We start from the raw sequence: 22,262 nt of genomic DNA on the forward strand, positions 1-22,262 counted from the left end.
GTGGGGGCGGTCCGCCGCGTCCCGTACGGTCCGGAGCATGCGCAGACTCCTGGTGACCGCCTCGGTCCTGCTGGCACTGGCCGGTTCACTCGCGGCGCGGCCCGCGGAGCCGCCACCCCTTCCGCAGCGGCTGGCGGACACCGGCGGCGGTACGCAGCTGATCACCGCCGAGGCCCCCGGCACGGACTCCACCACGGGCACGGTCACCTGGTGGGAGCTGCGCGGCGGCGACTGGGCGGAGGCGGGTTCGGCGCCCGCCCGCTTCGGGGCGAACGGCCTGGCCGAGGGCGCGACCCGGACCCAGGGCACGAACACCACGCCCACCGGGCTGTACGACCTTCCGTACGCCTTCGGGACCGGGGCGGCCCCGCCGGGGACCCGCTACCCGTACCGGCGGATCGGCGCGGACTCGTGGTGGTGCCAGGACAACGCGTCCACGGCCTACAACCGCTGGGTGGAACCGAGGCCCGCCGACTGCCGCGCCGAGGAGTCCGAGCACCTCGTCACCTACGCCACCCAGTACGCCCGGGCGCTCGTCATCGGGTTCAACTACGACCGGCCGGTACGGGGCAGGGGCGCCGGGATCTTCCTCCACGTCGACGGGAAGGGCGCGACCGCCGGCTGTGTGTCCGTGCCGGCGGCCGCCATGGAGCGGATCCTGGCCTGGGCCGATCCGGCGCGCCGTCCGCACCTCGCGGTCGGGACGGCGTCCGGCCCGACCGCGATCACCCGTTACTGAGGAGCGCGCTCGTTCTGGGCCAGCCGCAGCAGGTGGTCGGCCAGGGCCTGGCCCCCGTTGGGGTCACGGCTGATCAGCATCAGGGTGTCGTCCCCCGCGATCGTGCCGAGGATCGCCCGGAGTTCGGCCTGGTCGATCGCCGAGGCGAGGAACTGCGCGGCACCCGGAGGCGTACGCAGGACCACGAGGTTGGCCGAGGCCTCCGCGGAGATGAGGAGCTCGGCGGAGAGCCTGCGCATCCGCTCCTCCTTGGCCGACCCGCCGAGCGGGGCCTGCGGGGTACGGAACCCGCCCTCGCTCGGCACCGCGTAGATCAGCTCGCCACCGGTGTTGCGGATCTTCACCGCGCCGAGCTCGTCCAGGTCGCGGGAGAGCGTCGCCTGGGTGACGCTCAGCCCGTCGTCGGACAGGAGCCGGGCCAGCTGGCTCTGCGAGCGCACCGGCTGGCGGTTCAGGATGTCCACGATCCTGCGGTGGCGTGCTGTGCGGGTCTGTGGCACCGACGGCCCGCCGTGGTCGGTTTCCTGCGCCTCGGTCATCGTCGTCGCCTCATTCTCCGGATCGTCACTCCCCGGATCGTCCGTCCCCGTAAGCCGCGTCGAGAGCTCCCGGCAGAATCCGCAGGAACGCGTCCACCTCGGCGTCACCGATGATCAGCGGCGGCATCAGCCGTACGACGTCGGGGGCGGGCGCGTTCACCAGGAGTCCGGCTCCCTGAGCCGCCTGCTGCACCTTCGGTGCGAGGGGCCCGGTGAGCACGATACCCAGCAGCAGTCCGGAGCCGCGGACGTGGGAGACCAACGGGTGTCCGAGGCCCTCGACGCCGTCCCGGATCCGCTCGCCCAGCCGCTTCACATCGTCCAGGGTGCCGTCGGCGGCGAGCGTGTCCAGCACCGCGAGACCGGCGGCGCAGGCGACCGGGTTACCGCCGAACGTCGTGCCGTGATGACCGGGCTTCAGCAGGTCGGCGGCGGCGCCGAACGCGACGGTGGCGCCGATCGGCAAGCCGCCGCCGAGCCCCTTGGCGAGCGTGACCACGTCGGGCTCGACGCCCTGGTGGGCCTGGTGCTCGAACCACTGGCCGCAGCGGCCGATCCCGGTCTGCACCTCGTCCAGGACGAGCAGCGTGCCGGTGGCCCGGGTGATCTCCCTGGCCGCCTCCAGATAGCCCTTGGGCGGGACGACGACGCCGATCTCACCCTGCACGGGCTCGATGATCAGCAGCGCGGTGTCGGTCGTCACCGCGGCCCGGAGCGCCTCGACGTCGCCGTACGGCACGTGCGTGACGTCGCCGGGCAGCGGCAGGAACGGGGTGCGCTTGCCCTGCTGGCCGGTCAGGGCGAGGCTGCCCATGGTCCGGCCGTGGAAGCCGCCGTCGGTGGCGACCATGTGCGTGCGCCCGGTCAGCCGGCCGATCTTGAAGGCCGCCTCGTTGGCCTCGGCGCCGGAGTTGCAGAAGAAGACCCTTCCGGTGCGCCCGAAGAGCTGGAGCAGCCGCTCGGCGAGCGCGATGGGGGGCTCGGCGGTGTAGAGGTTGGAGACGTGGCCGAGGGAGGCGATCTGCGTGGAGACCGCCTCGACCACGGCGGGGTGGGCGTGGCCGAGCGCGTTGACCGCGATGCCGCCGACGAAGTCGAGGTACTCGGCTCCGTCCGCGTCCCACACCCGGGCGCCCGCGCCGCGCACCAGGGGAAGCTGCGGGGTGCCGTAGTTGTCCATCAGCGCACCCTGCCAGCGCTGCGCGTACTCCTCGTTGCTCATGACTCCCCCTTCGTTCCGGCCGTCGGGCCGGAGATCGCGTCCGGCACGACCATGGTGCCGATTCCCTCGTCGGTGAAGATCTCCAGCAGGATCGAGTGCTGGACCCGGCCGTCGATGACACGGGCGGTCTCGACCCCGTTGCGTACGGCGTGGAGGCAGCCCCGCATCTTGGGCACCATGCCGCTGGAGAGGTCGGGCAGCAGCTTCTCCAGCTCGGTGGCGGTGAGGCGGCTGATGACGTCCTCGCTGTTCGGCCAGTCCTCGTAGAGGCCCTCGACGTCGGTGAGGACCATGAGCGTCTCGGCGCCCAGCGCCGCGGCGAGCGCGGCGGCGGCGGTGTCGGCGTTGACGTTGTAGACGTGGTTGTCCTCGGCGGAGCGGGCGATGGAGGAGATGACCGGGATCCGGCCGTCGTCCAGCAGCGCCTGGATCGCGCCCGTGTCTATGGCGGTGATCTCACCGACCCGGCCGATGTCGACCGCCTCGCCGTCGATCACGGGGCGGTGCTGGACCGCGGTGATCGTGTGGGCGTCCTCGCCGGTCATGCCGACGGCGAGCGGGCCGTGCTCGTTGAGCAGCCCGACGAGCTCGCGCTGGACCTGTCCGGCGAGCACCATGCGTACGACGTCCATGGCCTCGGGCGTGGTGACACGCAGCCCGGCCTTGAACTCGCTGACCAGGCCCTGCTTGTCGAGCTGGGCGCTGATCTGCGGGCCGCCGCCGTGCACGACGACGGGCTTGAGGCCGGCGTGCCGCAGGAAGACGACGTCCTGGGCGAAGGCGGCCTTCAGCTCCTCGTCGATCATGGCGTTGCCGCCGAACTTGATGACGACGGTCTTGCCGTTGTGCCGGGTGAGCCAGGGCAGCGCCTCGATGAGGATCTGTGCTTTGGGCAGCGCGGTGTGCTTCCTCGCGGCGCTCATGAGCTGTACGCGCTGTTCTCGTGGACGTACTCGGCGGTCAGGTCGTTGGCCCAGATGACGGCGGACTCGTCTCCCGCGGAGAGGTCCGCGGTGATCCTGACCTCCCGGTAGCGCATGTCGACCAGGTCGCGGTCCTCGCCGACGCTGCCGTTCTTGCACACCCAGACATCGTTGATGGCGACGTTCAGCCGGTCGGGCTCGAAGGCGGCCTTCGTGGTGCCGATCGCGGAGAGGACGCGGCCCCAGTTGGGGTCCTCGCCGTGGATGGCGCACTTGAGGAGGTTGTTGCGGGCGATGCTCCGGCCCACCTCGACGGCGTCGTCCTCGGTCGCCGCGTTGATCACCTCGATCCGGATGTCCTTGGACGCGCCCTCGGCGTCGCCGATCAGCTGGCGGGCGAGGTCGGCGCAGACGCTCTGCACGGCCTGCTCGAACTCGGCCTGGCCCGGGGTGATCCCGCTCGCCCCGGAGGCGAGGAGCAGCACGGTGTCGTTGGTCGACATGCAGCCGTCGGAGTCGACCCGGTCGAAGGTGGTGCGGGTGGCGGCGCGCAGGGAGGCGTCGAGCGCGGGGGCCTCGACGTCGGCGTCCGTCGTGAGCACGACCAGCATGGTGGCGAGGCCGGGGGCGAGCATGCCCGCGCCCTTGGCCATGCCTCCGACGGTCCAGCCGTCGCCGCCGGCGCGGGCCGTCTTGTGGACCGTGTCGGTGGTCTTGATCGCGATGGCGGCCTTGTCACCGCCGTGTTCGCTCAGCGCCTCGGCAGCCTTCTCCAGGCCGGGCAGGAGCTTGTCCATGGGGAGGAGCAGGCCGATCAGCCCGGTCGAGGCGACCGCGATCTCGCCCGCGCTGTGCCCGGGGAGGACCTCGGCGGCCTTCTCGGCGGTGGCGTGGGTGTCCTGGAAGCCCTGCGGGCCCGTACAGGCGTTGGCGCCACCGGAGTTGAGGACGACCGCGGTCACCTCGCCGCCCTTGACCACCTGTTCCGACCAGAGGACGGGCGCGGCCTTGACGCGGTTGGAGGTGAAGACGCCCGCAGCGGCGCGACGGGGCCCGTTGTTGACCACGAGGGCCAGGTCGGGGTGACCGCTCTCCTTGATTCCGGCGGCGATTCCCGACGCCGAGAATCCCTGTGCTGCCGTGACGCTCACTGCATCTCCTCGTTCGCTTCTCCGCCCACGCGGCGCGGCGGCGCGGCTTCCGTCGTTGCCCGCAGCCGAGCGGCTGCGCGTGCGTCGCTCACGGTGCGACTCCGATCGTGGAAAGGCCTGTGTCCTCGGGGAGCCCGAGGGCGATGTTCATGCTCTGCAGGGCGCCGCCGGCGGTGCCCTTGGCGAGGTTGTCGATGGCGCTGATCACGATGATCCGGCCGGCCGCCTCGTCGTGGGCGACCTGGATCTGCACGGCGTTGGATCCGTACACGGCCGCGGTGGCGGGCCACTGTCCCTCGGGGAGCAGGTCGACGAACGGCTCGTCGGCGAAGGCCTTCTCGTAGACCGCGCGGAGCGAGTCGGCGCTCACCCCGGGCTTCGCCTTCGCGCTGCACGTGGCGAGGATGCCGCGGGGCATGGGCGCGAGGGTCGGGGTGAAGGACACGGATACGGGTTCACCGGCCGCCGCCCCGAGGTTCTGGATCATCTCGGGTGTATGCCGGTGGACCCCGCCGACGCCGTACGGGGTCATGTTGCCCATGACCTCGGAGCCGAGCAGGTGCGGCTTGGCCGCCTTGCCCGCGCCGGAGGTGCCGGACGCGGCGACGACGACGGCCTCGGGCTCGGCGAGGCCGGCCGCGTACGCCGGGAAGAGTGCGAGGGAGACGGCCGTCGGGTAGCAGCCGGGCACGGCGATGCGCTTGGTCCCCTCCAGCGCGGCGCGGGCTCCGGGCAGCTCGGGCAGGCCGTAGGGCCAGGTCCCGGCGTGCGGGGAGCCGTAGAACCGCTCCCAGTCGGCAGGGTCCGCGAGCCGGAAGTCGGCGCCCATGTCGACGACGAGCACCTCGTCGCCGAGCTGTTCGGCCACGGCGGCGGACTGCCCGTGCGGCAGGGCCAGGAAGACGACGTCGTGTCCGCCGAGGACCTCGGCCGTGGTGGGCTGGAGAACCCGGTCGGCGAGCGGCCTCAGGTGCGGCTGCAGCGCGCCGAGCCGCTCTCCGGCGTTGGAGTGGGCGGTGAGTGCCCCGATCTCGACCTGGGGATGGGTGAGGAGCAGACGGAGCAGCTCCCCGCCGGCGTATCCGCTCGCCCCTGCCACTGCCGCACGTACCACCATCGGACATTCCTCCTCATCGATGGCATGACTATACGCAACTATGCAGTGTTATGCAAAGATCTCCGGGAATCCGCCGCCTCCCGCAGGGCGGCACCCCTAGCCGGGGGGTGGCTCGTCGGCGAGCCGGTTGCTGCGGTCGATCTCCGGCATGTGTGTCTCGGCCCAGGCCCGCAGGGCGGAGAGCGGCTCTTCGAGGGACAGGCCGAGCTCGGTGAGCCGGTAGTGGACGGCGGGCGGCACGGTGGGTTCCACCCGGCGCGCGACCAGGCCGTCGCGGACCAGACTCTGCAGGGTGACGGACAGCATCTTCTGCGAGATGCCGGGGATACGGCGCCGCAGTTCCGCGAAACGGAGCTCGTCCGGAGCCTCCTGGGCCAGCACCTTGACCGCCATCGACGTCCACTTGGTGCCGATACGGTCGAGCAACTGGCGGGCCGGGCAGCGCGGATCCATCAGATCACCCCGCTCACCGGGCCGCCGGCCGGGTTCGCCGGACCTCGACGTGGTCACTCGGGGCTCACCACCTGAAGGGAAAGTGCCGTCTTGGACGGACCAGGATAGTTCCCTAGCGTGACCTGGTCACCATTCCTCACCACAGAGCTGGAGCCTCTCCATGCCCGAACTGCGGCACGTCCCCGTCAACGGTGTCGAACTGAACGTCGCTCTCGCCGGATCGGGCCCGGCCGTACTGCTGCTGCACGGTTTCCCGCACACCTGGGAGCTGTGGACGGACGTCATGGCCGACCTGTCCGGCCGTTACCGCGTCATCGCGCCGGACCTGCGCGGATTCGGCGCGAGCAGCGGGGCCGCCTCCGGGTACGACGCGGGCACCCTGGCCGAGGACGCCGCGGCGCTTCTCACCACGCTCGGTGTGCCCTCGGCCGCTGTGGTGGGCATCGACGCGGGTACCGCGCCGGCCTTCCTCCTCGCCCTGCGCCGCCCCGGTCTCGTCCGGCGCCTGGTCGTCATGGAGTCCCTTCTGGGCACGCTGCCCGGCGCCGAGGACTTCCTCGCCGACGGGCCGCCGTGGTGGTTCGGCTTCCATTCCGCCGCGCCCGGCCTAGCCGAGACCGTGCTGGAGGGCCACGAGGCCGCCTACGTCGACTGGTTCCTGCGCGCCGGCACGCTCGGCGACGGGGTGCGCCCCGGCCTCCGGGACGCCTTCGTCCGCGCGTACACCGGCCGCCAGGCGTTGAGCCGCGCGTTCTCGTACTACCGGGCGCTGCCCGAGAGCGCGGTACAGATCGAGCAGGCGGTCGCCACCGCCCGCCTGACGGTGCCGACGATGGCACTGGGCGCACGGCCCGTCGGTGCTGCGCTGGAACGTCAGCTCCGCCCGGTCACCGACGATCTCACCGGACACGTCATCGAGGACTGCGGCCACATCATTCCGCTGCACCGCCCGCGCGCCCTGCTCAGGCTGCTGCATCCGTTCCTGGCCGGCGAGGACACGAAGGCAGCGGTGGTCCCACCGAGGTGTCACAGCCGGTCACTAGGCTCCACGCCATGACCAGCGACCTCGGATTCACCTGCCCCCGCTGCGGCGCGCACCACCCCGAACCGCCCATGCACCACACGGCCGAAGCCCCGGCGGTGTGGGATCCGGCCTTCGCCGATGCCGACGGCTGCCTGCTCTCGTCGGACCGGTGTGTGATCCACCGGCAGCACCACTTCGTCAGGGGCTTGATCGAGATACCCGTCATCGGCCGCGAGGAGGTGTTCTCCTGGGGCGTCTGGGTCTCCCTCAGCCGCGAGAACTACTCCCGCGCGGTGGACCTGTGGGACACCCCGGGACGGGAGGGCGAAGCACCGTACTTCGGCTGGCTCACCACCGAACTGCCGGTCTACCCGTCCATGACGCTGGACCTGAAGACCAACGTGCACACCCGTGCGGTCGGACAGCTCCCCTTCGTCGAACTCGAACCCACCGACCATCCCCTCGCCGTCGAGCAACGGACGGGGATCACTCCGGACCGCGTCCGTGAGATCGCCGCAGCCGTGCTGCACCCCGACGGTGAGCGGCAATGACGAGCGGCAGTGACGACGCCTCGGGCGCACGAGGGCCGTCACGGCGGGTGTCACCCCCGCACGGCCGAGGCGCGGAAGAGCTCCAGAAGCGCGCGGGCCTGCGGCGCGTCCGCGTCGAAGAACTGTGTCGCCAGGGCGGGCGGTACGGCCGGGCCGTGCATGCGGACCTCATGGCAGTGGAAGCAGAACGCCGCCTCGAACAGCACGAGGTCGAGCGTGTCGTCGTACGCCCGGACGCCCCAGCCCGGTGCGAAGCCGCAGCGGTGCTGCTCGCTGCCGGGCAGGCTCTCGATCGAGGCGAGGGCGTCCGCGATCTCGCTCCCCGCCCGATGGGCGACGACCTCTCCGGGACAGGGCGCTCCCCGCACGGTCGGCAGGGCCGAGATCCTGACGACCTCGATCAGAGCGGTGGCGTCCACGGCGCCCGCGGGAAGCTGCATGGACGCATTGTCCGCGCCCCGTCGTGCGAGCGGGGACGGCGGGGGCGCCGGAGCCCGTGTCGATGAGGCGGGCGGGGCGGAACTTCGGTTACATGGCCGACGGGGCACAGGGCGGACGAGCGGAACGGGAGTGGGCGGCCATGAGTGAGATCGTCGACGAGATCGGCCGGGTGCACCGGGAGGTCGGCACGCGCCGCGTGGGACAGGACGAGGCGGGCAGCGTGCTGCTGCGGCGGACCTTCGACGCCGCTACGGCCGATGTCTGGGACGCGGTGACCTCTCCGGAGCGGATCGCCCGGTGGTTCCTCCCGGTGACCGGGGATCTCCGGGCCGGGGGGAGCTACCAACTGGAGGGGAACGCCGGCGGCGAGATCATCGAGTGCGTGGCCCCGGAGCGGCTGCGGGTCTCCTGGCGGTTCGGCCCCGACCCCGGCTTCAGCGAGGTCGAGGTGCGCCTCACACCGGAGGGCGGCGGCCGGACGGTGCTCGAACTGGAACACGTGTCCGTGGTCCCGGAGGAGTTCCGTAGCCAGTACGGGCCGGGCGCGGTCGGCATCGGCTGGGACCTGTCCCTGCTGGGGCTCGGGTGGCACCTCACCGGCGGCGGGCTCAGCCCTCAGGAGGCCGTGGAGTGGCAGACCTCTCCCGAGGCCAAGGCGTTCGTGGCACGTTCGGGCGAGGAGTGGGGCCGGGCGTTCGCCGCTTCCGGCGCGGACCCGGAGACCGTGACCGCGACGACGGTGGCGACGATCGCCTTCTACACCGGGGAGTGACCGGCCGGCGGGCCTTCCCGCCGACGAACCGGCCGGCGGGTCGGTCCTCCGCCGACCGTTCCGCGACCCGTAGCGCTGGACTCGGACGGCCACGGGTACGTCGTAGACGGCGAGGGCCGCGCGGAGGACCGGGAGGCCGTCCTCGCCGCGGGTGTCCGAACCGGCTCCGGCGGCCAGGCACGCCCGCGCCGCGTCCCGCTCACGGACGGCGGCGACGGGCCGGGCGTCTGCCCGGAGGGCACCTCAGTCGCGGTCGCCCTGCTGGGCGCGGGCGGCGTCGCGCTCCTTGATGCGCACCGTCTCCTTGCGGACCTCGGCCTGGGTGGCGCGCTCCTTCTGCAACCACTCCGGGCCGTCCTGCTTCAGGGCGTCGATCTGCTCGGTGGTGAGGGGCTCCGTGACACCGCCCCGCGCGAGACCGGCGATGGAGACGCCCAGCTTCGAGGCGACGACCGGCCGGGGGTGCGGGCCGTTGCGGCGCAGCTCCTGCAGCCACTCGGGCGGGTCGGACTGCAGCGCGTTCAGCTCGGCGCGCGAGACGACGCCCTCCTGGAACTCGGCGGGGGTGGCTTCGAGGTACACACCCAGCTTCTTCGCCGCGGTGGCGGGCTTCATTGTCTGGGTGGTCTGGTGCGACGTCATGGTGTCAAGGGTATCGAGCATGTGCGGCGCCCGAGACCACGGCCGGTAACCTGGCGGGGTGACAGGCTCGGAAGTACCCCTCGCGTTCCGGCTCGCCTACGTCCCGGGCGTGACCCCGACCAAGTGGGTGCGGATCTGGAACGAGCGGCTGCCCGGTACCCCGCTGGCCCTGGTCGGCGTCCCCGCCGCGGAGGCCGCCGGTCTGCTGCGTGACGGCGGCGCCGACGCCGGCTTCGTGCGGCTGCCCGTCGACCGTACGGACCTCAGCGCGATCCCCCTCTACACGGAGACGACCGTGGTCGTCATCCCCAAGGATCATGAGGGGACGGCCGTCGAGGAGATGTCGGCCGAGGACCTCGCCGAGGAGATCGTGCTGCATCCCCTCGACGACACCCTGGACTGGGAGCGCCCCCCGGGCCGGCCCGCGTTCGAGCGGCCCGCCACGACCGAGGACGCGGTGGAGCTGGTGGCCGCGGGCGTCGGGCTGCTCGTCGTCCCGCAGTCACTGGCGCGCCTGTACCACCGCAAGGACCTCACCTACCGCCCGCTGACGGGTGTCCCCGAGTCGCGGATCGCGCTGTCGTGGCCGGAGGAGGAGACGACCGACCTGGTGGAGGAGTTCATCGGGATCGTCCGGGGCCGGACGGTCAACAGCACCCGGGGACGCCCTCCGACACCGCCGCAGCCCAAGGCGAAGCGCGCCGACAGGAAGAGCGGCGCCCCCCGCAAACCGGCTGCGGGCAAGCCGTCCCGCGGCGGCGCGGGCGGCTCCGGAGGGGCCAAGAACGCCAAGGGCGGCGCCAAGCGCGGGAAGCCCCGCCGCCGGCCGTAGGGGCGCGCACCCCCTACCCGTAGTACTTCCGAGCTACGTGCCAGGTGCACTCCCGCGCGGGACGCCGACCACGGGGATCACTCCATAACTTCGGTACCGGATTCAACGAGCACCATCCGGTACGGAAGGACTTCCCATGGCGTCCCGCTCACGGAGCAGCCGCGCGCGCCGCGCCCTGCTCGTCGCACTCGTCACCGCGTCGGTGGCCCTGCCGGTCTCGGGGGCGGCCCGCCCCGCCGCCGTTCCCGCCCCGGTCCCCGCGCGCCTCGCGCCGCTGGACACGGCGGAGCCCGCGGTGCTGGAGGCCAGGTACGCCGCCGCCCGGTACGAGATCCGCGCGGCGCGGGACATGGCCGCCCGCCACGGCGACCGGCGACGGGCCGCCGCGCTCACGGCCATGGCGGCTCCGGGACGCGTCTTCCTGATGTTCGACGGGCGCGACGGCGGCCGTGGCGTGGAGGTCTTCGGGGATCTGTCGCGGGCCGGACGGATCGCGGTGCTGGTGCCCGGTTCGGGCGTCGACCTCGATCACTACGGCCGTCTGCGGCGCGGCGCCGAGGCGCTCCTCGGCGAGCTGGGCCCCGGGGCCGCCGTCGTCGCCTGGCTCGGCTACCGGACACCCACCATGCTGGGTCCCTCGTCCCTGACTGCGGCTCGTGCCGACGAGGCTGCTCCCGGCCTGCGGGCCTTCGTCCGGGACGTGCGCCGGGTCAGGCCCGCCGCCCGGGTCTCCCTCCTCTGCCACTCGTACGGTTCCGTGGTCTGCGCCCGTGCCGCCTCCGGGCTCGATGTGGCGGACATCGTGCTGTACGGCAGTCCCGGCACCGGCGCGGACGACGGAGCGGCCCTGGGCACCCGGGCCACGGTCTGGGCGGCCCGGGGCGGGGACGACTGGATCGGCCGGGTCCCGCACCTGGTCCTTCCGCTGCCCTTCGGTGCCGTCGGGTTCGGGACGGACCCGGTGTCGCCGGCGTTCGGCGCGAAGGTCTTCGACGCGGGCGACGCCGGGCACAGCGACTACCTGAGACCGGGGAGCGTCGCGCTGCGGGGCATCGCCGCGATCGTCTCGGGGACGGCGGGGGCCCGTCATGCGTGACCTCGTTCGGCGCGCGGAGGTGCGCGCTCTCGTCCGGCGGATCGAAGCCGCCACTCCCCCGGACCGCGACCGCGCGGTCGACGCCCTGCGCGCCCTCGCCATCCTGGGTGTGGTGGGCGGCCACTGGCTGGTGACGGCCCTGGTCGCCGACAGCGGCACGGTCCACGGCGAGAGTCCGCTCCGGTACATGCCCGGACTCACCCCGGTCTCCTGGGTGTTCCAGACGCTCGCCGTCTTCTTCCTGGTGGGCGGTCAGGTCGGCGCGAAGGGCTACGCCTCGGCACGGGCCAGGGGCGAGTCCTACGGTCACTGGCTGAGGGCCCGTACGGCCAGGCTGTTCCGGCCGGTCGCCGTCGTCACGGTCGTATGGGCTGTGGCCGCCGCCGTGATGCTGGCCTCGGGGGTGGACGACGGGACGGTGCGCGCGCTCGGCAAGCTGGTGTGGTCGCCGCTGTGGTTCCTCCTGGTGTTCGTCGCGCTGACGGCGGCGACCCCGCTGGTCGCGCGGCTGCACCCGCTCTGGCCGCTGGCCGTCGTCCTGTACGTCGACCTGTTCCGGCTGGGCCTCGACGGCCCGGCCTCCCTGGGGTGGATCAACGTGGCCGCGGGCTGGCTGGTCCCCTACTGCCTGGGGGCGGCGTGGGCCCGTGGAGGGCTGAGCGACCGCCGGACCGGATGGGTGCTGCTGCTCGGGGGTGCGGGGGCGACGGCGGGGCTGGTGCTGTTCGCCGGATATCCCGCCTCCATGGTCGGGGTTCCGGGCGGGGCGCTCTCCAACCTCGACCCGCCGTCGCTCGCCGCCGTCACCTTCGGCCTCGCCCAGTGCGGCGCGGCCCTGCTGCTGCTTCGACCACTGCGGCGGATCCTGGCGCGGCCAGAGGTGTGGGCGGCGGTGGCGCTGATGAACCTGTCCGCGATGACGGTGTTCCTCTGGCACCAGACCGCGATGATCGCGGTCACGTCGACCGTGCTGTTCCTGAGCGGCCCGGTACCCGGCCTGCACACGGTCCCCGACGGCCCCGGGTGGGTGCTCGCCCGGCTCGCCTGGCTGCCGGTGTTCGCACTGGCGCTGCTGCTGTGCCGGTCCGCGTTCGGCGCGTACGAGCAACGGGGCGGCGGCCGTTCGACCGTCGTCCGATCCGGCTCCCCCGCCCTGACCACGGAGTCGCACCATGCCTAAGCTGAGCGGCATGACGGGGGTGGCGGGGGCCGGGGGCCGGATCGCGGCGGTGGTGCGGCGGCTGCCGTACGCGCTGCGTGAGGACCTGTGGACCGCTCCCGTCGATCCCCTCCCGCCCATGGGGGAGCCCGGATCACCGGTCTGGCGGCCCGCGTTCGGGATGCTGCTGACGCTCGGGGCGACGGCCGTCGCCGTGTGGCACGTGCCCGACCTGGTCCCGCACGGTGCCGCCGTGCCCGAGTACGCGGTGCTCCTGGTCGTGTGCCAGGCGATGGCGCTCCTCGTCGGCATGTGGCAGCCCCTGTACGCCTGGTGGGCCTCGCTGGTCCTGATGGCCGTGAGCGTACGGATCACCGAGTCCGCGATGTCGCCCGGCGAGCTGTTCCCGTGGACCGGCCCCGAGATCGCGACGCAGAGCACGGCCCTGTTCCTGCTGACGCTCCGCGTGCATCCGCGCCGTGCGTGTCTCGCCCTCGCACTGAGTCTGCTGACGGGGCTGGTGGCCGGCTTCACCACCAGGCCCCACCACTACTCCCTGGGCATCGGCGCGGCGGCCTTCGTCACGGCGGTGGTGACCGGTGCCGCTCTGCGTGCCCTGCGTGTGGCCCGCACGGAGTTGGTCGTGCAGTCCGGGCTGACGGAGGAGGAGCGGTCCCGGCGCACCCTCCTGGAGGAGCGCAACCGGATCGCGCGGGAGCTGCACGACGTCGTCGCCCATCACATGTCGGTGATCTCCATCCAGGCGCAGGTCGCCCCGCACCTCGTAGAGAATCCCTCGGACGAGCTCAGGGAGAACCTCGCCGGCATACGGGAGAACGCGGTGGAGGCGCTGGCCGAGCTGCGCCGGGTGCTGGGCGTGCTGCGCTCGGAGGACGCCGTGGCGGACGGACTGCGGCAGGCCCCGCAGCCCACGCTGGAGCGGCTGGACGAGCTGATCGGCAAGGTGCGGAGCGCGGGCGTCTCCGTCGCGGCGGAGACCACCGGCAGGCGCCGGCCGCTCCCGCCCGGTGTGGAGCTGTCGGCCTTCCGGATCGTGCAGGAGGCGCTGAGCAACGTGCTGCGGCACGCCCCGGGGGCCGGCGCCCGGGTCGAGGTCGGCTACCACTCCTCCGCCGTCACGGTCAGGGTCACCAACACCGCCCCGGAGGTGCCCGCCGCCCGTGCGGGCGGAGTCGGGCACGGGCTGCTCGGTATGCGCGAACGCACCGCCATGCTGGGCGGCGACCTCACCCACGGCCGCACCCCCGGCGGGGGTTACGAAGTACTGGCGACACTCCCCCTGGAGGGCCCCGCATGACCATCCGCGTCCTGATCGCCGACGACCAGATGATGGTCCGTCAGGGCTTCACCGTACTGTTGAACGCCGAGCCCGGCATCGAGGTCGTCGGTCAGGCGGTGGACGGTCTGGACGCGCTGGAGAAGGCCGCCGAACTGGGCCCGGACGTCGTACTGATGGACATACGGATGCCCCGCCTGGGCGGCATCGACGCCACGCGCCGTCTCACCGGGGAGCCCGGTTCCGCGGTGAAGGTGCTCGTCCTGACCACCTTCGACCTCGACGAGTACGTCTACGAGGCGCTCCGCGCAGGTGCCTCCGGGTTCCTGCTGAAGGACGCCTCGGCCGACGAACTCGCCCAGGCCGTACGGGTGGTGGCGGCCGGGGACGCGCTGCTCGCCCCGAACCTCACCAAGCGCCTGATCGCCGAGTTCTCCCGGGTGAGCGCCGGAACGCGCGCTCCGCGGACGCAGCGCTTCGGTGACCTGACGGAACGGGAGACGGAGGTGCTGTCCCTGATCGCGCAGGGCCTCTCGAACGCGGAGATCGCGGCGGGCCTGGTGGTCGCGGAACAGACCGTGAAGACCCATGTGAGCCGGATCCTGGTGAAACTGGGTCTGCGCGACCGCACCCAGGCGGCCGTGTTCGCCTACGAGTCGGGGCTGGTGCGCCCGGCGGGTTACTGAGCCGCGGGGAGCGCGCCGTACACCGCGTCGACCAGCGCCATCTTCCGCGGGTCGTCGGCGATGTTCGGGCCCATGCGGTTCATGACGTAGCCGAGCGCGATCCCGGCCTCGGGGTCGGCGAGACCGCAGGAGCCGCCCGCCCCGTCGTGGCCGACGGCGCGCGGGTTGGGGCCGTACGAGGCGTTCGGGCCGCTCAGCCAGAGGCCGAGGCCCAGCTCGGTCTCGTGGGCGAAGCCCGCCCCCAGCACCAGGTCCCGGCAGCTGCCCTGCCCTTCGCGGACCCGCTCGGCCGCCTCCTCGGACAGGATCCGGCGGCCGTCGAGGGTGCCGCGCCCGGCGAGGATGCCGTAGAGGGAGGCGACCGCGCGGGCCGTGCCGTGGCCGTTGGCCGCCGGGATCTCGGCGGCCCGCCAGCCGGGGGTGTTGGCGGCCGCGATGCCCGTACCGGGGTTGAGCAGCGAGGCGACGGCCACCGGTGGCATCGCCGCGAACAGGGCGGCCTGTTCGCGGGAGACGGCCTTCGGCTGGACCAGCTCGGCGACGCGTCCGGCGTCCTGCTCCGGGAGGCCCACCGAGAAGTCGATGGAGAGGGGGCCGGTGATCTCCTGCCGGAGGAACTCCCCGGGCAGCAGGCCGGTGACCCGGCGGACCACCTCGCCGACGAGGAAGCCGTAGGAGATCGCGTGGTACCCGGAGCGGGTGCCCGGCTCCCACCAGGGTTCGGTGGCCGCGAGGCGGGCCGTGGTCAGCTCCCAGTCGTAGAGCTCGGCCAGGGTGTGCGGATCACGCAGCCCCGCGACGCCGGAGCGGTGCGAGAGCAGATGCCGTACGCGCACGGACTCCTTGCCCGCGGCGGCGAACTCGGGCCAGTACGCCGACACCGGGGCGTCCAGGTCCAGGAGGCCGCGGTCGACGAGGACGTGGGCGCAGAGCGCGGTCGGGCCCTTCGTGGTGGACCAGACGTTGACCACGGTGTCCCGCTCCCACGGGCGGGTCCGCGCACCGTCGGCCCAGCCGCCCCAGAGGTCCACCACGGGGGCGCCGTCGAGCAGGACGGTCACCGCCGCGCCCAGCTCGTCGCGCTCGGCGAAGTTCGCCTCGAACGCGTCGCGCACCGCGGCGAACCGGTCGTCACAGTGGCCTTGGATCTGGGGCACGGGTCTCTCCTCGTCTCGGTGCCACGCACCATACCGACTGGTCGGACTGGCGGGAAGGCGCCGTACGGCCCGTTCCTTCGACCGGGTGATCCGGTCAGCGCGGCAGCGCTTCGAAGCTGACGCTCCAGCGCCCCGGGGATCCCGTGATCGTCACGGCGGAGAGCGGCCGGACGTCGACGTTCCAGTACGTCGACGGCGGGGCGTTCAGGGCGTACACCAGAACCGCGCGGACGACGGCGGGTTCGGCGACGGCGACGAGGGCGCCCTCCTGGACCGGACGGGTGTCGAGCCAGCTTCCCACCCTGGATATGAAGGCGAGCAGGGATTCCCCGCCGTGCGGGGCGGAGCGCGGATCGGCGAGCCAGGCGTCCACGGCGGCCGGCTCGCGGGCGGCGACCTCGGACAGGGTCAGCCCCCTCCAGCGGCCCATGTCGCAGTCGCGCAGGGCGAGCTGGACGAGCGGGGCGAAACCCAGGGCGTCACCCGTGGCGCGGCTGCGCGGGGTCGGCGAGCAGTAGCGCAGCTCGGCGGCGCCGAGCCGCACCAGGGTGTGGGCGGCGAGCTGGACCTCACGCCAGCCGGCGTGGTCGAGCGGCCGGTCGTCGTCGAAACGCTCGGCGAGGAGGGCGGAGCTGCGTGCTGCGGCGACCAGGGACACCCGAACACTCATGGGCGCGATCGTGGGGCCCGGCGCCGCGCCGGTCAAGAGGGCGGTGCGCCGCGGGCGTCCGCGCCTCAGCCCGCCTGGAGGACCATCCACATGTCCGGCTCGGGGAGCGGGGTGAAGCCGAGCCTCGCGTAGACCCCGTGGGCGTCCTTGGTGGCGAGCAGGAACCGGCGCACCCCCAGCGGGGACAGTTCGTCGCGGACGGTGGTGACGAGCCGGGTGCCGAGGCCGTGGCCGCGCGCCGCGCGGTCCACGTAGACGTCGCAGATCCAGGCGAAGGAGGCGCGGTCGGTCACCACGCGCGCGTAGGCCGTCTGCTCGCCCGAAGCGACGTCGTAGGCACCGAAGTTGAGCGAGCCCGCCATCATCCGGTCCTGCTTCTCCCGGGTGCGTCCGAGCGCCCAGTAGGCGTCCGTGGACAGCCAGTGGTGGACGCGGGCGGCGTCGAGCCGGGTGGGGTCGTCGGAGATCTCGTAGGACCGCTCGGCGGTGTCGTTGCCGTTCATCCCGGGAGGCTATCCCCCGGTCCCCGTAGCCCGTCGACCGCTTTACGCAGCCTGCGCACCCCCTCCGAGATCTCGGCGGGACCCGAGAGCGCGGCGAAGCTCAGCCTGACGTGTCCGGCGGGGGGTTCGGCGCAGTGGTACGGACGGCCGGGCGCCACGGCGACGCCGGCCCGCAGGGCGGCGGAGACCAGGGCGGGCTCGCCGGCCACCGGGCCGGGCAGCCGGAGCCAGATGCTGCCGCCGCCCGACGGCACGTGCGGCAGGGCGAGTTCGGGCAGCTGACCGCGGACGGCCGCCGTCATCGCCGTGCGGCGGGCGGCGAGTTCGGCGGCCACGGCGCGGAGATGGCGCTCCCAGGAAGGGGAGCCGACGAGTTCGAGCGCGGCCTCCTGGATCGGGCGCGGCACGAAGAAGCTGTCGACGACCTGGATGGCGCGCAGCCGTTCCAGCACGGGGCCGCGGGCGGCCAGCGCGCCGACCCGGAGGCTGGGTGAGGTGATCTTGGTGAGGGAGCGCACATGGACGACGACGCCGTCCGGGTCGTGCGCGGCCAGGGGCTCGGGCAGGGGGCCCGCGTCCGCGTGGACGAGATGGCGGGCGAAGTCGTCCTCGACGACGAAGGCGCCCGCTTCCCGGGCCGCGCGCACGATCCGTTCGCGCCGCTCCGGAGCAAGGATCACGCCCGTCGGATTCTGGAAGAGGGGCTGGCAGACGAAGACCCTGGCCCCGGTGGCGCGGAAGGCGGCTTCCAGCAGGTCGGGGCGCACCCCGTCGGCGTCCACCGGGACGGGGACCGGCCGCAGGCCGGTGGCGCGGGCGGCGGCCAGCATGCCCGGATAGGTGGGCGATTCGACGAGCACCGGGGCGCCGGGCGGGGCGAGCGCCCGCAGCGCGGTGGCCAGGGCGCTCTGCCCTCCGGCGGTGATCAGCACGTCGGCCCCGGTGAAGGCGGGGCCGATCTCCCGGGCGAACCAGGAGCGCAGCTCGGCCAGGCCGTCGGTGGGCGGCCTGCCCCACGCGCCCGGACGGCGTCCGGCCCGGGCCAGCGCGGCAGCCATCGCCCGCTCGGGCTGGAGGCCGGGGTGGAGGTAGCCGCCGTTGAATTCGATCACTCCGGGCGGCGGTGCGGCGAGGGTGACGAGGACCCCTGACGCGTCGACGGTGCGGGGCACGACCTCGGGTCCGCCGCCGCCGCTGAGCGAGACCTCCTGCCAGGAGGTGTCGCCCGGGGCGGGGGCGGCGCCGCGGGTCTCGGCCCGGAAGGCCCCGGAGCCAGGCCGGGTGACGACCAGCCCTTCGGCGGCGAGCTGCGCGACGGCCCGGGAGACGGTCACCGGGCTGACCTTGAAGCGCTCGACGAGTGCGCGGCTCGACGGCAGCTTCTCACCTGACGAGTAGCGGTTCAGCTCCCCTCTGAGGGAAACCACCAATGCGGCCACACTGCTACGCTCATGCATGACAGCACAGAATAGCGCTACTGCCCGCCCGGCGATAGCGGTCGAGGCGGCCCCCGCGGTCGACGCCGCCCTCCCCACCGTGCGCCGCGGACCCGGAAGCGGTGTCCTTCTCGCCGGCCTCGGCGTACTCGCCTTCTCGCTGACCTTCCCCTCCACCGTGTGGGGGCTGGAGAGCTTCGGCCCCTGGTCCCTGGTCGCGCTGCGCAGCGCGCTCGCCGCACTGATCGCCGGATGCGCCCTGCTCGCGGGCCGCGTCCCGGTGCCCGCGCGCCGCCACTGGGCCGGACTCGCGGTCGTGGCGGGCGGCGTGGTGGTGGGGTTCCCCCTGCTGACCTCGCTGGCGCTGCAGACCTCGACGAGTTCGCACGCGGCCGTCGTGGTGGGGCTGCTGCCCCTCACGACCGCCCTCCTCTCGGCCCTGCGCACCGGGTCGCGGCCTCCTCGTGCCTTCTGGGCCGCCGCACTGGCCGGTGCGGCCGTGGTCATCGGCTTCACCGTCCAGCAGAGCGGCGGTTCGCTCTCCGGCGGCGATCTCTACCTGTTCGGGGCGCTGCTGGTCTGCGCGGCGGGCTACACCGAGGGAGGCAGGCTGGCAGGGGTGATGCCGGGCTGGCAGGTGATCGGCTGGGCCCTCGTCCTCTGCCTGCCGCTCGCCGTGGCGGGCGCGGCCGTGGCGCTGCCGTACGAACCGGTGCACCTCACGGTCCACGGGGTCGTCGGGCTGGTGTGGGTGGCCGTCGGGTCGACCTTCCTCGGGCTGTACGTCTGGTACCGGGGCATGGCCGAGATCGGAGTGCCCCGGGCCAGCCAGCTCCAGCTGGCGCAGCCGCTGCTCACCCTGGTCTGGTCGGTGCTGGCCCTGGGCGAGGAGGTGTCCCCCGCCGCTCCGGTGGCGGCGGTGGCGGTCCTGGTGTGCATCGCCGTCACCCAGCGTGCGGGGAGCCGGGGTGCGCGACGGCCGGGGGCCGGGGAGCCGGTCCGGTCATAGACTTGTCGACATGGATCGCCACCCGTGAGGAGGTCACTCCCGATGGAGGCACACACGGGCGACCGGCTGCTGACGCACGGCAGGACCGTGGGAGAGCACGACCGGGTCGCAGAGATCGTCGAGGTGCTCGGCGACGGGGGCAGCCCCCCGTACCGCCTGCGCTTCGAGGACGGACACGAATCGATCAGGTCCCCGGGCCCCGACAGCGTCGTCCAGCACACCGCGCCCGAGGACACGAAACCGTAGAGCGCGCGTGGGCCGGGGGCACGAGCGGCTCCCGGCGCACGCGCCCGGGCCGGACGGGGCGGGGCCCCGGGCGGCCGCGGGGTCAACTCGGTGTACGGGCCCGGACCTGGTAGTGGTCGGCCACCACCCGGGCCATGGCGCCGATCGGGTCGGCCTTCACCTGCCTCGCGGAGAAGAAGACGTGCCCGCCCACCTCCGGATGACCGGCGGCGAGGTCGAGGTGGCGGGAGAGTTCGGCCGGGTCCTGCCAGGCGGCCGGCTGGGCCGGGTCCCCGGCCTTGTAGAGCGCCTCCCCGACGTACAGTCCGACCCCCGTGCCCCGGACCGTCTCGGCCCACCACGGCAGCAGCTTCGCGTAGTCGGCGGCGGAGAAGCCGATGTTCCAGTAGATCTGCGGGCAGATGTAGTCGATCCAGCCCTCCCTCACCCACTTACGGGTGTCGGCGTGCAGGTCGTCGTAGGTCTGCACACCGGCCGCGGTGTCGGATCCCAGCGGGTCGGTCGAGGCGTTGCGCCACACCGCGAAGGGGCTGATCCCGAAGCGGACACCGCTCCTGACCTCCTTGATCCGTGCGGCGGTCTCCTTCACCAGCCGGTCGGTGTTGTCGCGGCGCCAGGACGCCCTGTCCGCGAAGTCCTCCCCGTACAGCTCGTACGCGGCGTCGTCGTCGAAGACCTGGCCGGCCACCGGATACGGGTAGAAGTAGTCGTCCCAGTGCACCGCGTCGACGGCGTAGCGGCTCACCGCGTCGAGCATCGCGTCCTGGACGAACTCCCTGACCTCGGGCAGTCCCGGGTTGTAGTAGAGCTTCCCGCCGTACGGCAGCACCCATTCCGGGTGAAGCCGGGCGGGGTGCGAGGCGACGAGACGCGAGGGGTCCGTGTGGTTCGCGACCCGGTAGGGGTTGAACCACGCGTGCAGCTCCAGGCCGCGGGCGTGCGCCTCCCGCACCGCGGTGCCCAGCGGGTCCCAGCCGGGGTCCTTGCCCTGGACACCGGTGAGGCACTGGGCCCACGGCTCGTAGGACGAGGGCCACAGGGCGTCGGCGCTCGGCCGGACCTGGAGGACCACGGCGTTCAGCCGGAGGTCGACCGCGCGGTCCAGATGGGCGATCAGCTCCGCCTCCTGGGCCGCGGCGCCCAGTCCCGGCGCCGAGGGCCAGTCCAGATTGGCGACCGTGGCGATCCACACCCCGCGCAGCTCACCCTCGCCCGCCCTGCGGTGCCGGTGCCGGGCGGGACCCGGCCGGTGCGCCGCGACGGCATCACCCGCCGTCATCATCGCGGCCACCGTGCTCGCCGCGCCCAGAACCAAGGACCTCCGGCCCATTCGACGCATCTGTGTACCTTTCTTATCGCTTGTTCCCGTATGCCATGTCAGCGGTGCGTGACGCAGATCATGCCCGCCGTCGGACCGTTCGACCCGCGGCTCACCGGAGCCTGAACGCGGGTTAACGTCATGGGGTCGAGGCGGGCACCGGAACCGAACGGGAACTGCCGCACGAAGATCAGCGAAAGGCACGAGGTGACGGACTCTATGGCCGACATTGCACGCGTCGGAGTGGTCGGCTGTGGCCAGATGGGCGCAGGCATCGCGGAGGTGTGCGCCCGCAGCGGTCTCGAGGTCAAGGTGGCCGAGACCACCGGCGAGGCGCTGGAGATAGGGCGTACCCGGCTCCACAACTCCCTCTCCAAGGCCGCCGAACGCGGCAAGATCACCGTGGAGGAGCGTGACGAGACCCTCGCCCGCCTCAGCTTCACCACCGACCTCGGAGAGTTCGCCGACCGCGACCTCGTGATCGAGGCCGTCGTGGAGAACGAGCAGGTCAAGACCGAGATCTTCCAGGTGCTCGACCAGGTGGTGACCCGGCCGGACGCCATCCTGGCCTCGAACACCTCGTCCATCCCGCTGGTGAAGCTGGCCGTGGCCACCTCCCGGCCGGACCAGGTCATCGGCATCCACTTCTTCAACCCGGCACCGGTGCAGCGGCTCGTCGAGCTGATCCCGGCGCTGACGACGTCCGACGAGACGATAAAGCGTGCGGAAGCCGTCGTGCAGGACGTGCTCGACAAGCACGCGATCCGCGCCCAGGACCGTTCGGGCTTCGTCGTCAACGCGCTGCTGATCCCGTACCTGCTCTCGGCGATCCGGATGTTCGAGTCGGGCATCGCCAGTCGCGAGGACATCGACAACGGCATGGAGATGGGCTGCGCCCACCCGATGGGCCCGCTGAAGCTCGCCGACCTGATCGGCCTGGACACCGTGGCCTCGGTCGCCGACTCGATGTACGCGGAGTACAAGGAGCCCCTGTACGCCGCTCCCCCGCTGCTCCAGCGGATGGTCGACGCGGGCCGGCTCGGCCGCAAGACCGGCTCGGGCTTCTACCCGTACGACTGACCGTCCTGCTGGCGGGCCCGGCGCTCACGCCGCCGGGCCCGCCGGGGCACCCCCCAGGTCAGAACCGTGTGCGGCCCCGAAGAGCCTCCTCCGCCACGGCCGACCCGACGCCGTGCCACGCACAGCCGGTTCCGCGCCTTCAACGACGGAGCCTCAGTGCCTTCCTGCCCGGAGCGGCACCGCAGGAAGGCAGGCCGAT

General features: G+C 73.0%; 25 protein-coding genes. 12 read left to right on the forward strand and 13 right to left on the reverse strand.

Annotation, left to right across the window (positions count from 1 at the left end; all coding sequences use genetic code 11):
• Positions 1–37 precede the first annotated feature (37 nt).
• Positions 38–739 carry a L,D-transpeptidase family protein gene (locus OG488_RS06760; RefSeq protein WP_329226842.1) on the forward strand — a complete coding sequence of 234 codons (702 nt, stop codon included), beginning with the start codon at positions 38–40 and terminating at the stop codon, positions 737–739.
• On the opposite strand, the gene OG488_RS06765 is transcribed toward OG488_RS06760, so the two are convergent.
• The 6 genes from OG488_RS06765 to OG488_RS06790 form a co-directional block, all read right to left on the reverse strand.
• Complete coding sequence (locus OG488_RS06765; protein ID WP_329226843.1) at positions 733–1,278, reverse strand: arginine repressor; 546 nt, start codon at positions 1,276–1,278, stop codon at positions 733–735. The genes OG488_RS06760 and OG488_RS06765 overlap by 7 nt on opposite strands.
• Before the next feature lie 25 nt (positions 1,279–1,303).
• Positions 1,304–2,500, reverse strand: a complete 1,197-nt coding sequence (locus OG488_RS06770) for an acetylornithine transaminase (RefSeq protein ID WP_329226845.1) — start codon at positions 2,498–2,500, stop codon at positions 1,304–1,306.
• Entirely contained in the window at positions 2,497–3,423 is a 927-nt protein-coding gene (gene argB / locus OG488_RS06775) for an acetylglutamate kinase (protein ID WP_329226846.1), read from the reverse strand. The genes OG488_RS06770 and argB overlap by 4 nt, the downstream gene beginning before the upstream one ends.
• Positions 3,420–4,574, reverse strand: a complete 1,155-nt coding sequence (gene argJ / locus OG488_RS06780; protein ID WP_329226848.1) for a bifunctional glutamate N-acetyltransferase/amino-acid acetyltransferase ArgJ — start codon at positions 4,572–4,574, stop codon at positions 3,420–3,422. Before argJ ends, argB begins: the two co-directional genes overlap by 4 nt.
• 88 nt (positions 4,575–4,662) lie before the next feature.
• Positions 4,663–5,691 (reverse strand): N-acetyl-gamma-glutamyl-phosphate reductase, encoded by a 1,029-nt coding sequence (argC, locus tag OG488_RS06785; protein WP_329226850.1) that lies wholly within the window; start codon positions 5,689–5,691, stop codon positions 4,663–4,665.
• Positions 5,692–5,787: 96 nt separating this feature from the next.
• Positions 5,788–6,201 carry a winged helix-turn-helix transcriptional regulator gene (locus OG488_RS06790; RefSeq protein ID WP_329226852.1) on the reverse strand — a complete coding sequence of 138 codons (414 nt, stop codon included), beginning with the start codon at positions 6,199–6,201 and terminating at the stop codon, positions 5,788–5,790.
• 103 nt (positions 6,202–6,304) lie between these two features.
• Between OG488_RS06790 and OG488_RS06795 the strand changes: the two genes are divergently transcribed.
• Both OG488_RS06795 and OG488_RS06800 read left to right on the forward strand, forming a co-directional pair.
• On the forward strand, positions 6,305–7,201 hold the full coding sequence (locus OG488_RS06795) for an alpha/beta fold hydrolase (RefSeq protein WP_329226854.1): 897 nt from the start codon (positions 6,305–6,307) through the stop codon (positions 7,199–7,201).
• Positions 7,202–7,257: 56 nt separating this feature from the next.
• Complete coding sequence (locus OG488_RS06800; RefSeq protein ID WP_329238469.1) at positions 7,258–7,719, forward strand: DUF2199 domain-containing protein; 462 nt, start codon at positions 7,258–7,260, stop codon at positions 7,717–7,719.
• Positions 7,720–7,769: 50 nt separating this feature from the next.
• Here the strand turns inward: OG488_RS06800 and OG488_RS06805 are convergent, their stop codons facing one another.
• Complete coding sequence (locus OG488_RS06805; protein WP_329226856.1) at positions 7,770–8,159, reverse strand: hypothetical protein; 390 nt, start codon at positions 8,157–8,159, stop codon at positions 7,770–7,772.
• Positions 8,160–8,299: 140 nt separating this feature from the next.
• Between OG488_RS06805 and OG488_RS06810 the strand changes: the two genes are divergently transcribed.
• Positions 8,300–8,932 (forward strand): SRPBCC family protein, encoded by a 633-nt coding sequence (locus OG488_RS06810; protein ID WP_329226858.1) that lies wholly within the window; start codon positions 8,300–8,302, stop codon positions 8,930–8,932.
• Between the two features lie 243 nt (positions 8,933–9,175).
• On the opposite strand, the gene OG488_RS06815 is transcribed toward OG488_RS06810, so the two are convergent.
• Positions 9,176–9,574: a DUF5997 family protein gene (locus OG488_RS06815; RefSeq protein WP_329226860.1), complete on the reverse strand. Its 399-nt coding sequence runs from the start codon at positions 9,572–9,574 to the stop codon at positions 9,176–9,178.
• A gap of 58 nt (positions 9,575–9,632) precedes the next feature.
• Between OG488_RS06815 and OG488_RS06820 the strand changes: the two genes are divergently transcribed.
• The 5 genes from OG488_RS06820 to OG488_RS06840 all read left to right on the forward strand — a co-directional run bounded on the left by OG488_RS06820 (position 9,633) and on the right by OG488_RS06840 (position 14,644).
• Positions 9,633–10,406, forward strand: a complete 774-nt coding sequence (locus OG488_RS06820) for a LysR family substrate-binding domain-containing protein (RefSeq protein ID WP_329226862.1) — start codon at positions 9,633–9,635, stop codon at positions 10,404–10,406.
• A 136-nt stretch (positions 10,407–10,542) separates the two neighbouring features.
• Entirely contained in the window at positions 10,543–11,502 is a 960-nt protein-coding gene (locus OG488_RS06825; RefSeq protein ID WP_329226864.1) for an alpha/beta hydrolase, read from the forward strand.
• The gene (locus tag OG488_RS06830; RefSeq protein WP_329226866.1) at positions 11,495–12,682 is read left to right on the forward strand and encodes an acyltransferase family protein; all 1,188 of its coding nucleotides are present in this window, start codon (positions 11,495–11,497) and stop codon (positions 12,680–12,682) included. Before OG488_RS06825 ends, OG488_RS06830 begins: the two co-directional genes overlap by 8 nt.
• Positions 12,675–13,979 (forward strand): sensor histidine kinase, encoded by a 1,305-nt coding sequence (locus tag OG488_RS06835; protein ID WP_329226867.1) that lies wholly within the window; start codon positions 12,675–12,677, stop codon positions 13,977–13,979. Before OG488_RS06830 ends, OG488_RS06835 begins: the two co-directional genes overlap by 8 nt.
• Positions 13,976–14,644, forward strand: a complete 669-nt coding sequence (locus tag OG488_RS06840; RefSeq protein WP_329226869.1) for a response regulator transcription factor — start codon at positions 13,976–13,978, stop codon at positions 14,642–14,644. The genes OG488_RS06835 and OG488_RS06840 overlap by 4 nt, the downstream gene beginning before the upstream one ends.
• On the opposite strand, the gene OG488_RS06845 is transcribed toward OG488_RS06840, so the two are convergent.
• The 4 genes from OG488_RS06845 to OG488_RS06860 form a co-directional block, all read right to left on the reverse strand.
• Positions 14,638–15,801 (reverse strand): serine hydrolase domain-containing protein, encoded by a 1,164-nt coding sequence (locus OG488_RS06845; protein ID WP_329226871.1) that lies wholly within the window; start codon positions 15,799–15,801, stop codon positions 14,638–14,640. The two genes, OG488_RS06840 and OG488_RS06845, sit on opposite strands and share 7 nt — an antisense overlap.
• Positions 15,802–15,895: 94 nt before the next feature.
• The gene (locus tag OG488_RS06850) at positions 15,896–16,471 is read right to left on the reverse strand and encodes a histidine phosphatase family protein (RefSeq protein WP_329226873.1); all 576 of its coding nucleotides are present in this window, start codon (positions 16,469–16,471) and stop codon (positions 15,896–15,898) included.
• Between the two features lie 65 nt (positions 16,472–16,536).
• Complete coding sequence (locus tag OG488_RS06855; protein ID WP_329226875.1) at positions 16,537–16,974, reverse strand: GNAT family N-acetyltransferase; 438 nt, start codon at positions 16,972–16,974, stop codon at positions 16,537–16,539.
• On the reverse strand, positions 16,971–18,431 hold the full coding sequence (locus tag OG488_RS06860) for an aminotransferase-like domain-containing protein (RefSeq protein ID WP_329226877.1): 1,461 nt from the start codon (positions 18,429–18,431) through the stop codon (positions 16,971–16,973). The genes OG488_RS06855 and OG488_RS06860 overlap by 4 nt, the downstream gene beginning before the upstream one ends.
• Between OG488_RS06860 and OG488_RS06865 the strand changes: the two genes are divergently transcribed.
• Both OG488_RS06865 and OG488_RS06870 read left to right on the forward strand, forming a co-directional pair.
• Positions 18,430–19,419, forward strand: coding sequence for a DMT family transporter (locus tag OG488_RS06865; RefSeq protein ID WP_329226879.1), 990 nt, complete (start codon positions 18,430–18,432; stop codon positions 19,417–19,419). The two genes, OG488_RS06860 and OG488_RS06865, sit on opposite strands and share 2 nt — an antisense overlap.
• 42 nt (positions 19,420–19,461) lie before the next feature.
• Complete coding sequence (locus OG488_RS06870) at positions 19,462–19,665, forward strand: DUF1918 domain-containing protein (RefSeq protein WP_329226881.1); 204 nt, start codon at positions 19,462–19,464, stop codon at positions 19,663–19,665.
• 82 nt (positions 19,666–19,747) lie between these two features.
• On the opposite strand, the gene OG488_RS06875 is transcribed toward OG488_RS06870, so the two are convergent.
• Entirely contained in the window at positions 19,748–21,004 is a 1,257-nt protein-coding gene (locus tag OG488_RS06875; RefSeq protein ID WP_329226883.1) for a glycoside hydrolase family 10 protein, read from the reverse strand.
• A 198-nt stretch (positions 21,005–21,202) separates the two neighbouring features.
• On the opposite strand from OG488_RS06875, the gene OG488_RS06880 reads away from it, so the two are divergent.
• Complete coding sequence (locus OG488_RS06880; RefSeq protein WP_329226885.1) at positions 21,203–22,063, forward strand: 3-hydroxybutyryl-CoA dehydrogenase; 861 nt, start codon at positions 21,203–21,205, stop codon at positions 22,061–22,063.
• Positions 22,064–22,262: the final 199 nt, after the last annotated feature.

The sequence above is a fragment of the Streptomyces sp. NBC_01460 genome (assembly GCF_036227405.1).
Taxonomy (GTDB): domain Bacteria; phylum Actinomycetota; class Actinomycetes; order Streptomycetales; family Streptomycetaceae; genus Streptomyces.

What these genes read in the sequence shown, in the direction of transcription:
- OG488_RS06770 (WP_329226845.1), bottom strand. Translation starts at nt 2,500, where the DNA reads ATGAGCAACGAGGAGTACGCGCAGCGCTGGCAGGGTGCGCTGATGGAC.
- argC (WP_329226850.1), bottom strand. Translation starts at nt 5,691, where the DNA reads ATGGTGGTACGTGCGGCAGTGGCAGGGGCGAGCGGATACGCCGGCGGG.
- OG488_RS06795 (WP_329226854.1), top strand. Translation starts at nt 6,305, where the DNA reads ATGCCCGAACTGCGGCACGTCCCCGTCAACGGTGTCGAACTGAACGTC.
- OG488_RS06805 (WP_329226856.1), bottom strand. Translation starts at nt 8,159, where the DNA reads ATGCAGCTTCCCGCGGGCGCCGTGGACGCCACCGCTCTGATCGAGGTC.
- OG488_RS06875 (WP_329226883.1), bottom strand. Translation starts at nt 21,004, where the DNA reads ATGCGTCGAATGGGCCGGAGGTCCTTGGTTCTGGGCGCGGCGAGCACG.
- OG488_RS06835 (WP_329226867.1), top strand. Translation starts at nt 12,675, where the DNA reads ATGCCTAAGCTGAGCGGCATGACGGGGGTGGCGGGGGCCGGGGGCCGG.
- OG488_RS06830 (WP_329226866.1), top strand. Translation starts at nt 11,495, where the DNA reads ATGCGTGACCTCGTTCGGCGCGCGGAGGTGCGCGCTCTCGTCCGGCGG.
- OG488_RS06860 (WP_329226877.1), bottom strand. Translation starts at nt 18,431, where the DNA reads ATGCATGAGCGTAGCAGTGTGGCCGCATTGGTGGTTTCCCTCAGAGGG.
- OG488_RS06840 (WP_329226869.1), top strand. Translation starts at nt 13,976, where the DNA reads ATGACCATCCGCGTCCTGATCGCCGACGACCAGATGATGGTCCGTCAG.
- OG488_RS06880 (WP_329226885.1), top strand. Translation starts at nt 21,203, where the DNA reads ATGGCCGACATTGCACGCGTCGGAGTGGTCGGCTGTGGCCAGATGGGC.
- OG488_RS06760 (WP_329226842.1), top strand. Translation starts at nt 38, where the DNA reads ATGCGCAGACTCCTGGTGACCGCCTCGGTCCTGCTGGCACTGGCCGGT.
- OG488_RS06810 (WP_329226858.1), top strand. Translation starts at nt 8,300, where the DNA reads ATGAGTGAGATCGTCGACGAGATCGGCCGGGTGCACCGGGAGGTCGGC.
- OG488_RS06800 (WP_329238469.1), top strand. Translation starts at nt 7,258, where the DNA reads ATGCACCACACGGCCGAAGCCCCGGCGGTGTGGGATCCGGCCTTCGCC.
- OG488_RS06865 (WP_329226879.1), top strand. Translation starts at nt 18,430, where the DNA reads ATGACAGCACAGAATAGCGCTACTGCCCGCCCGGCGATAGCGGTCGAG.
- OG488_RS06870 (WP_329226881.1), top strand. Translation starts at nt 19,462, where the DNA reads ATGGAGGCACACACGGGCGACCGGCTGCTGACGCACGGCAGGACCGTG.
- argB (WP_329226846.1), bottom strand. Translation starts at nt 3,423, where the DNA reads ATGAGCGCCGCGAGGAAGCACACCGCGCTGCCCAAAGCACAGATCCTC.
- OG488_RS06765 (WP_329226843.1), bottom strand. Translation starts at nt 1,278, where the DNA reads ATGACCGAGGCGCAGGAAACCGACCACGGCGGGCCGTCGGTGCCACAG.
- OG488_RS06855 (WP_329226875.1), bottom strand. Translation starts at nt 16,974, where the DNA reads ATGAACGGCAACGACACCGCCGAGCGGTCCTACGAGATCTCCGACGAC.
- OG488_RS06850 (WP_329226873.1), bottom strand. Translation starts at nt 16,471, where the DNA reads ATGAGTGTTCGGGTGTCCCTGGTCGCCGCAGCACGCAGCTCCGCCCTC.
- OG488_RS06825 (WP_329226864.1), top strand. Translation starts at nt 10,543, where the DNA reads ATGGCGTCCCGCTCACGGAGCAGCCGCGCGCGCCGCGCCCTGCTCGTC.
- OG488_RS06815 (WP_329226860.1), bottom strand. Translation starts at nt 9,574, where the DNA reads ATGACGTCGCACCAGACCACCCAGACAATGAAGCCCGCCACCGCGGCG.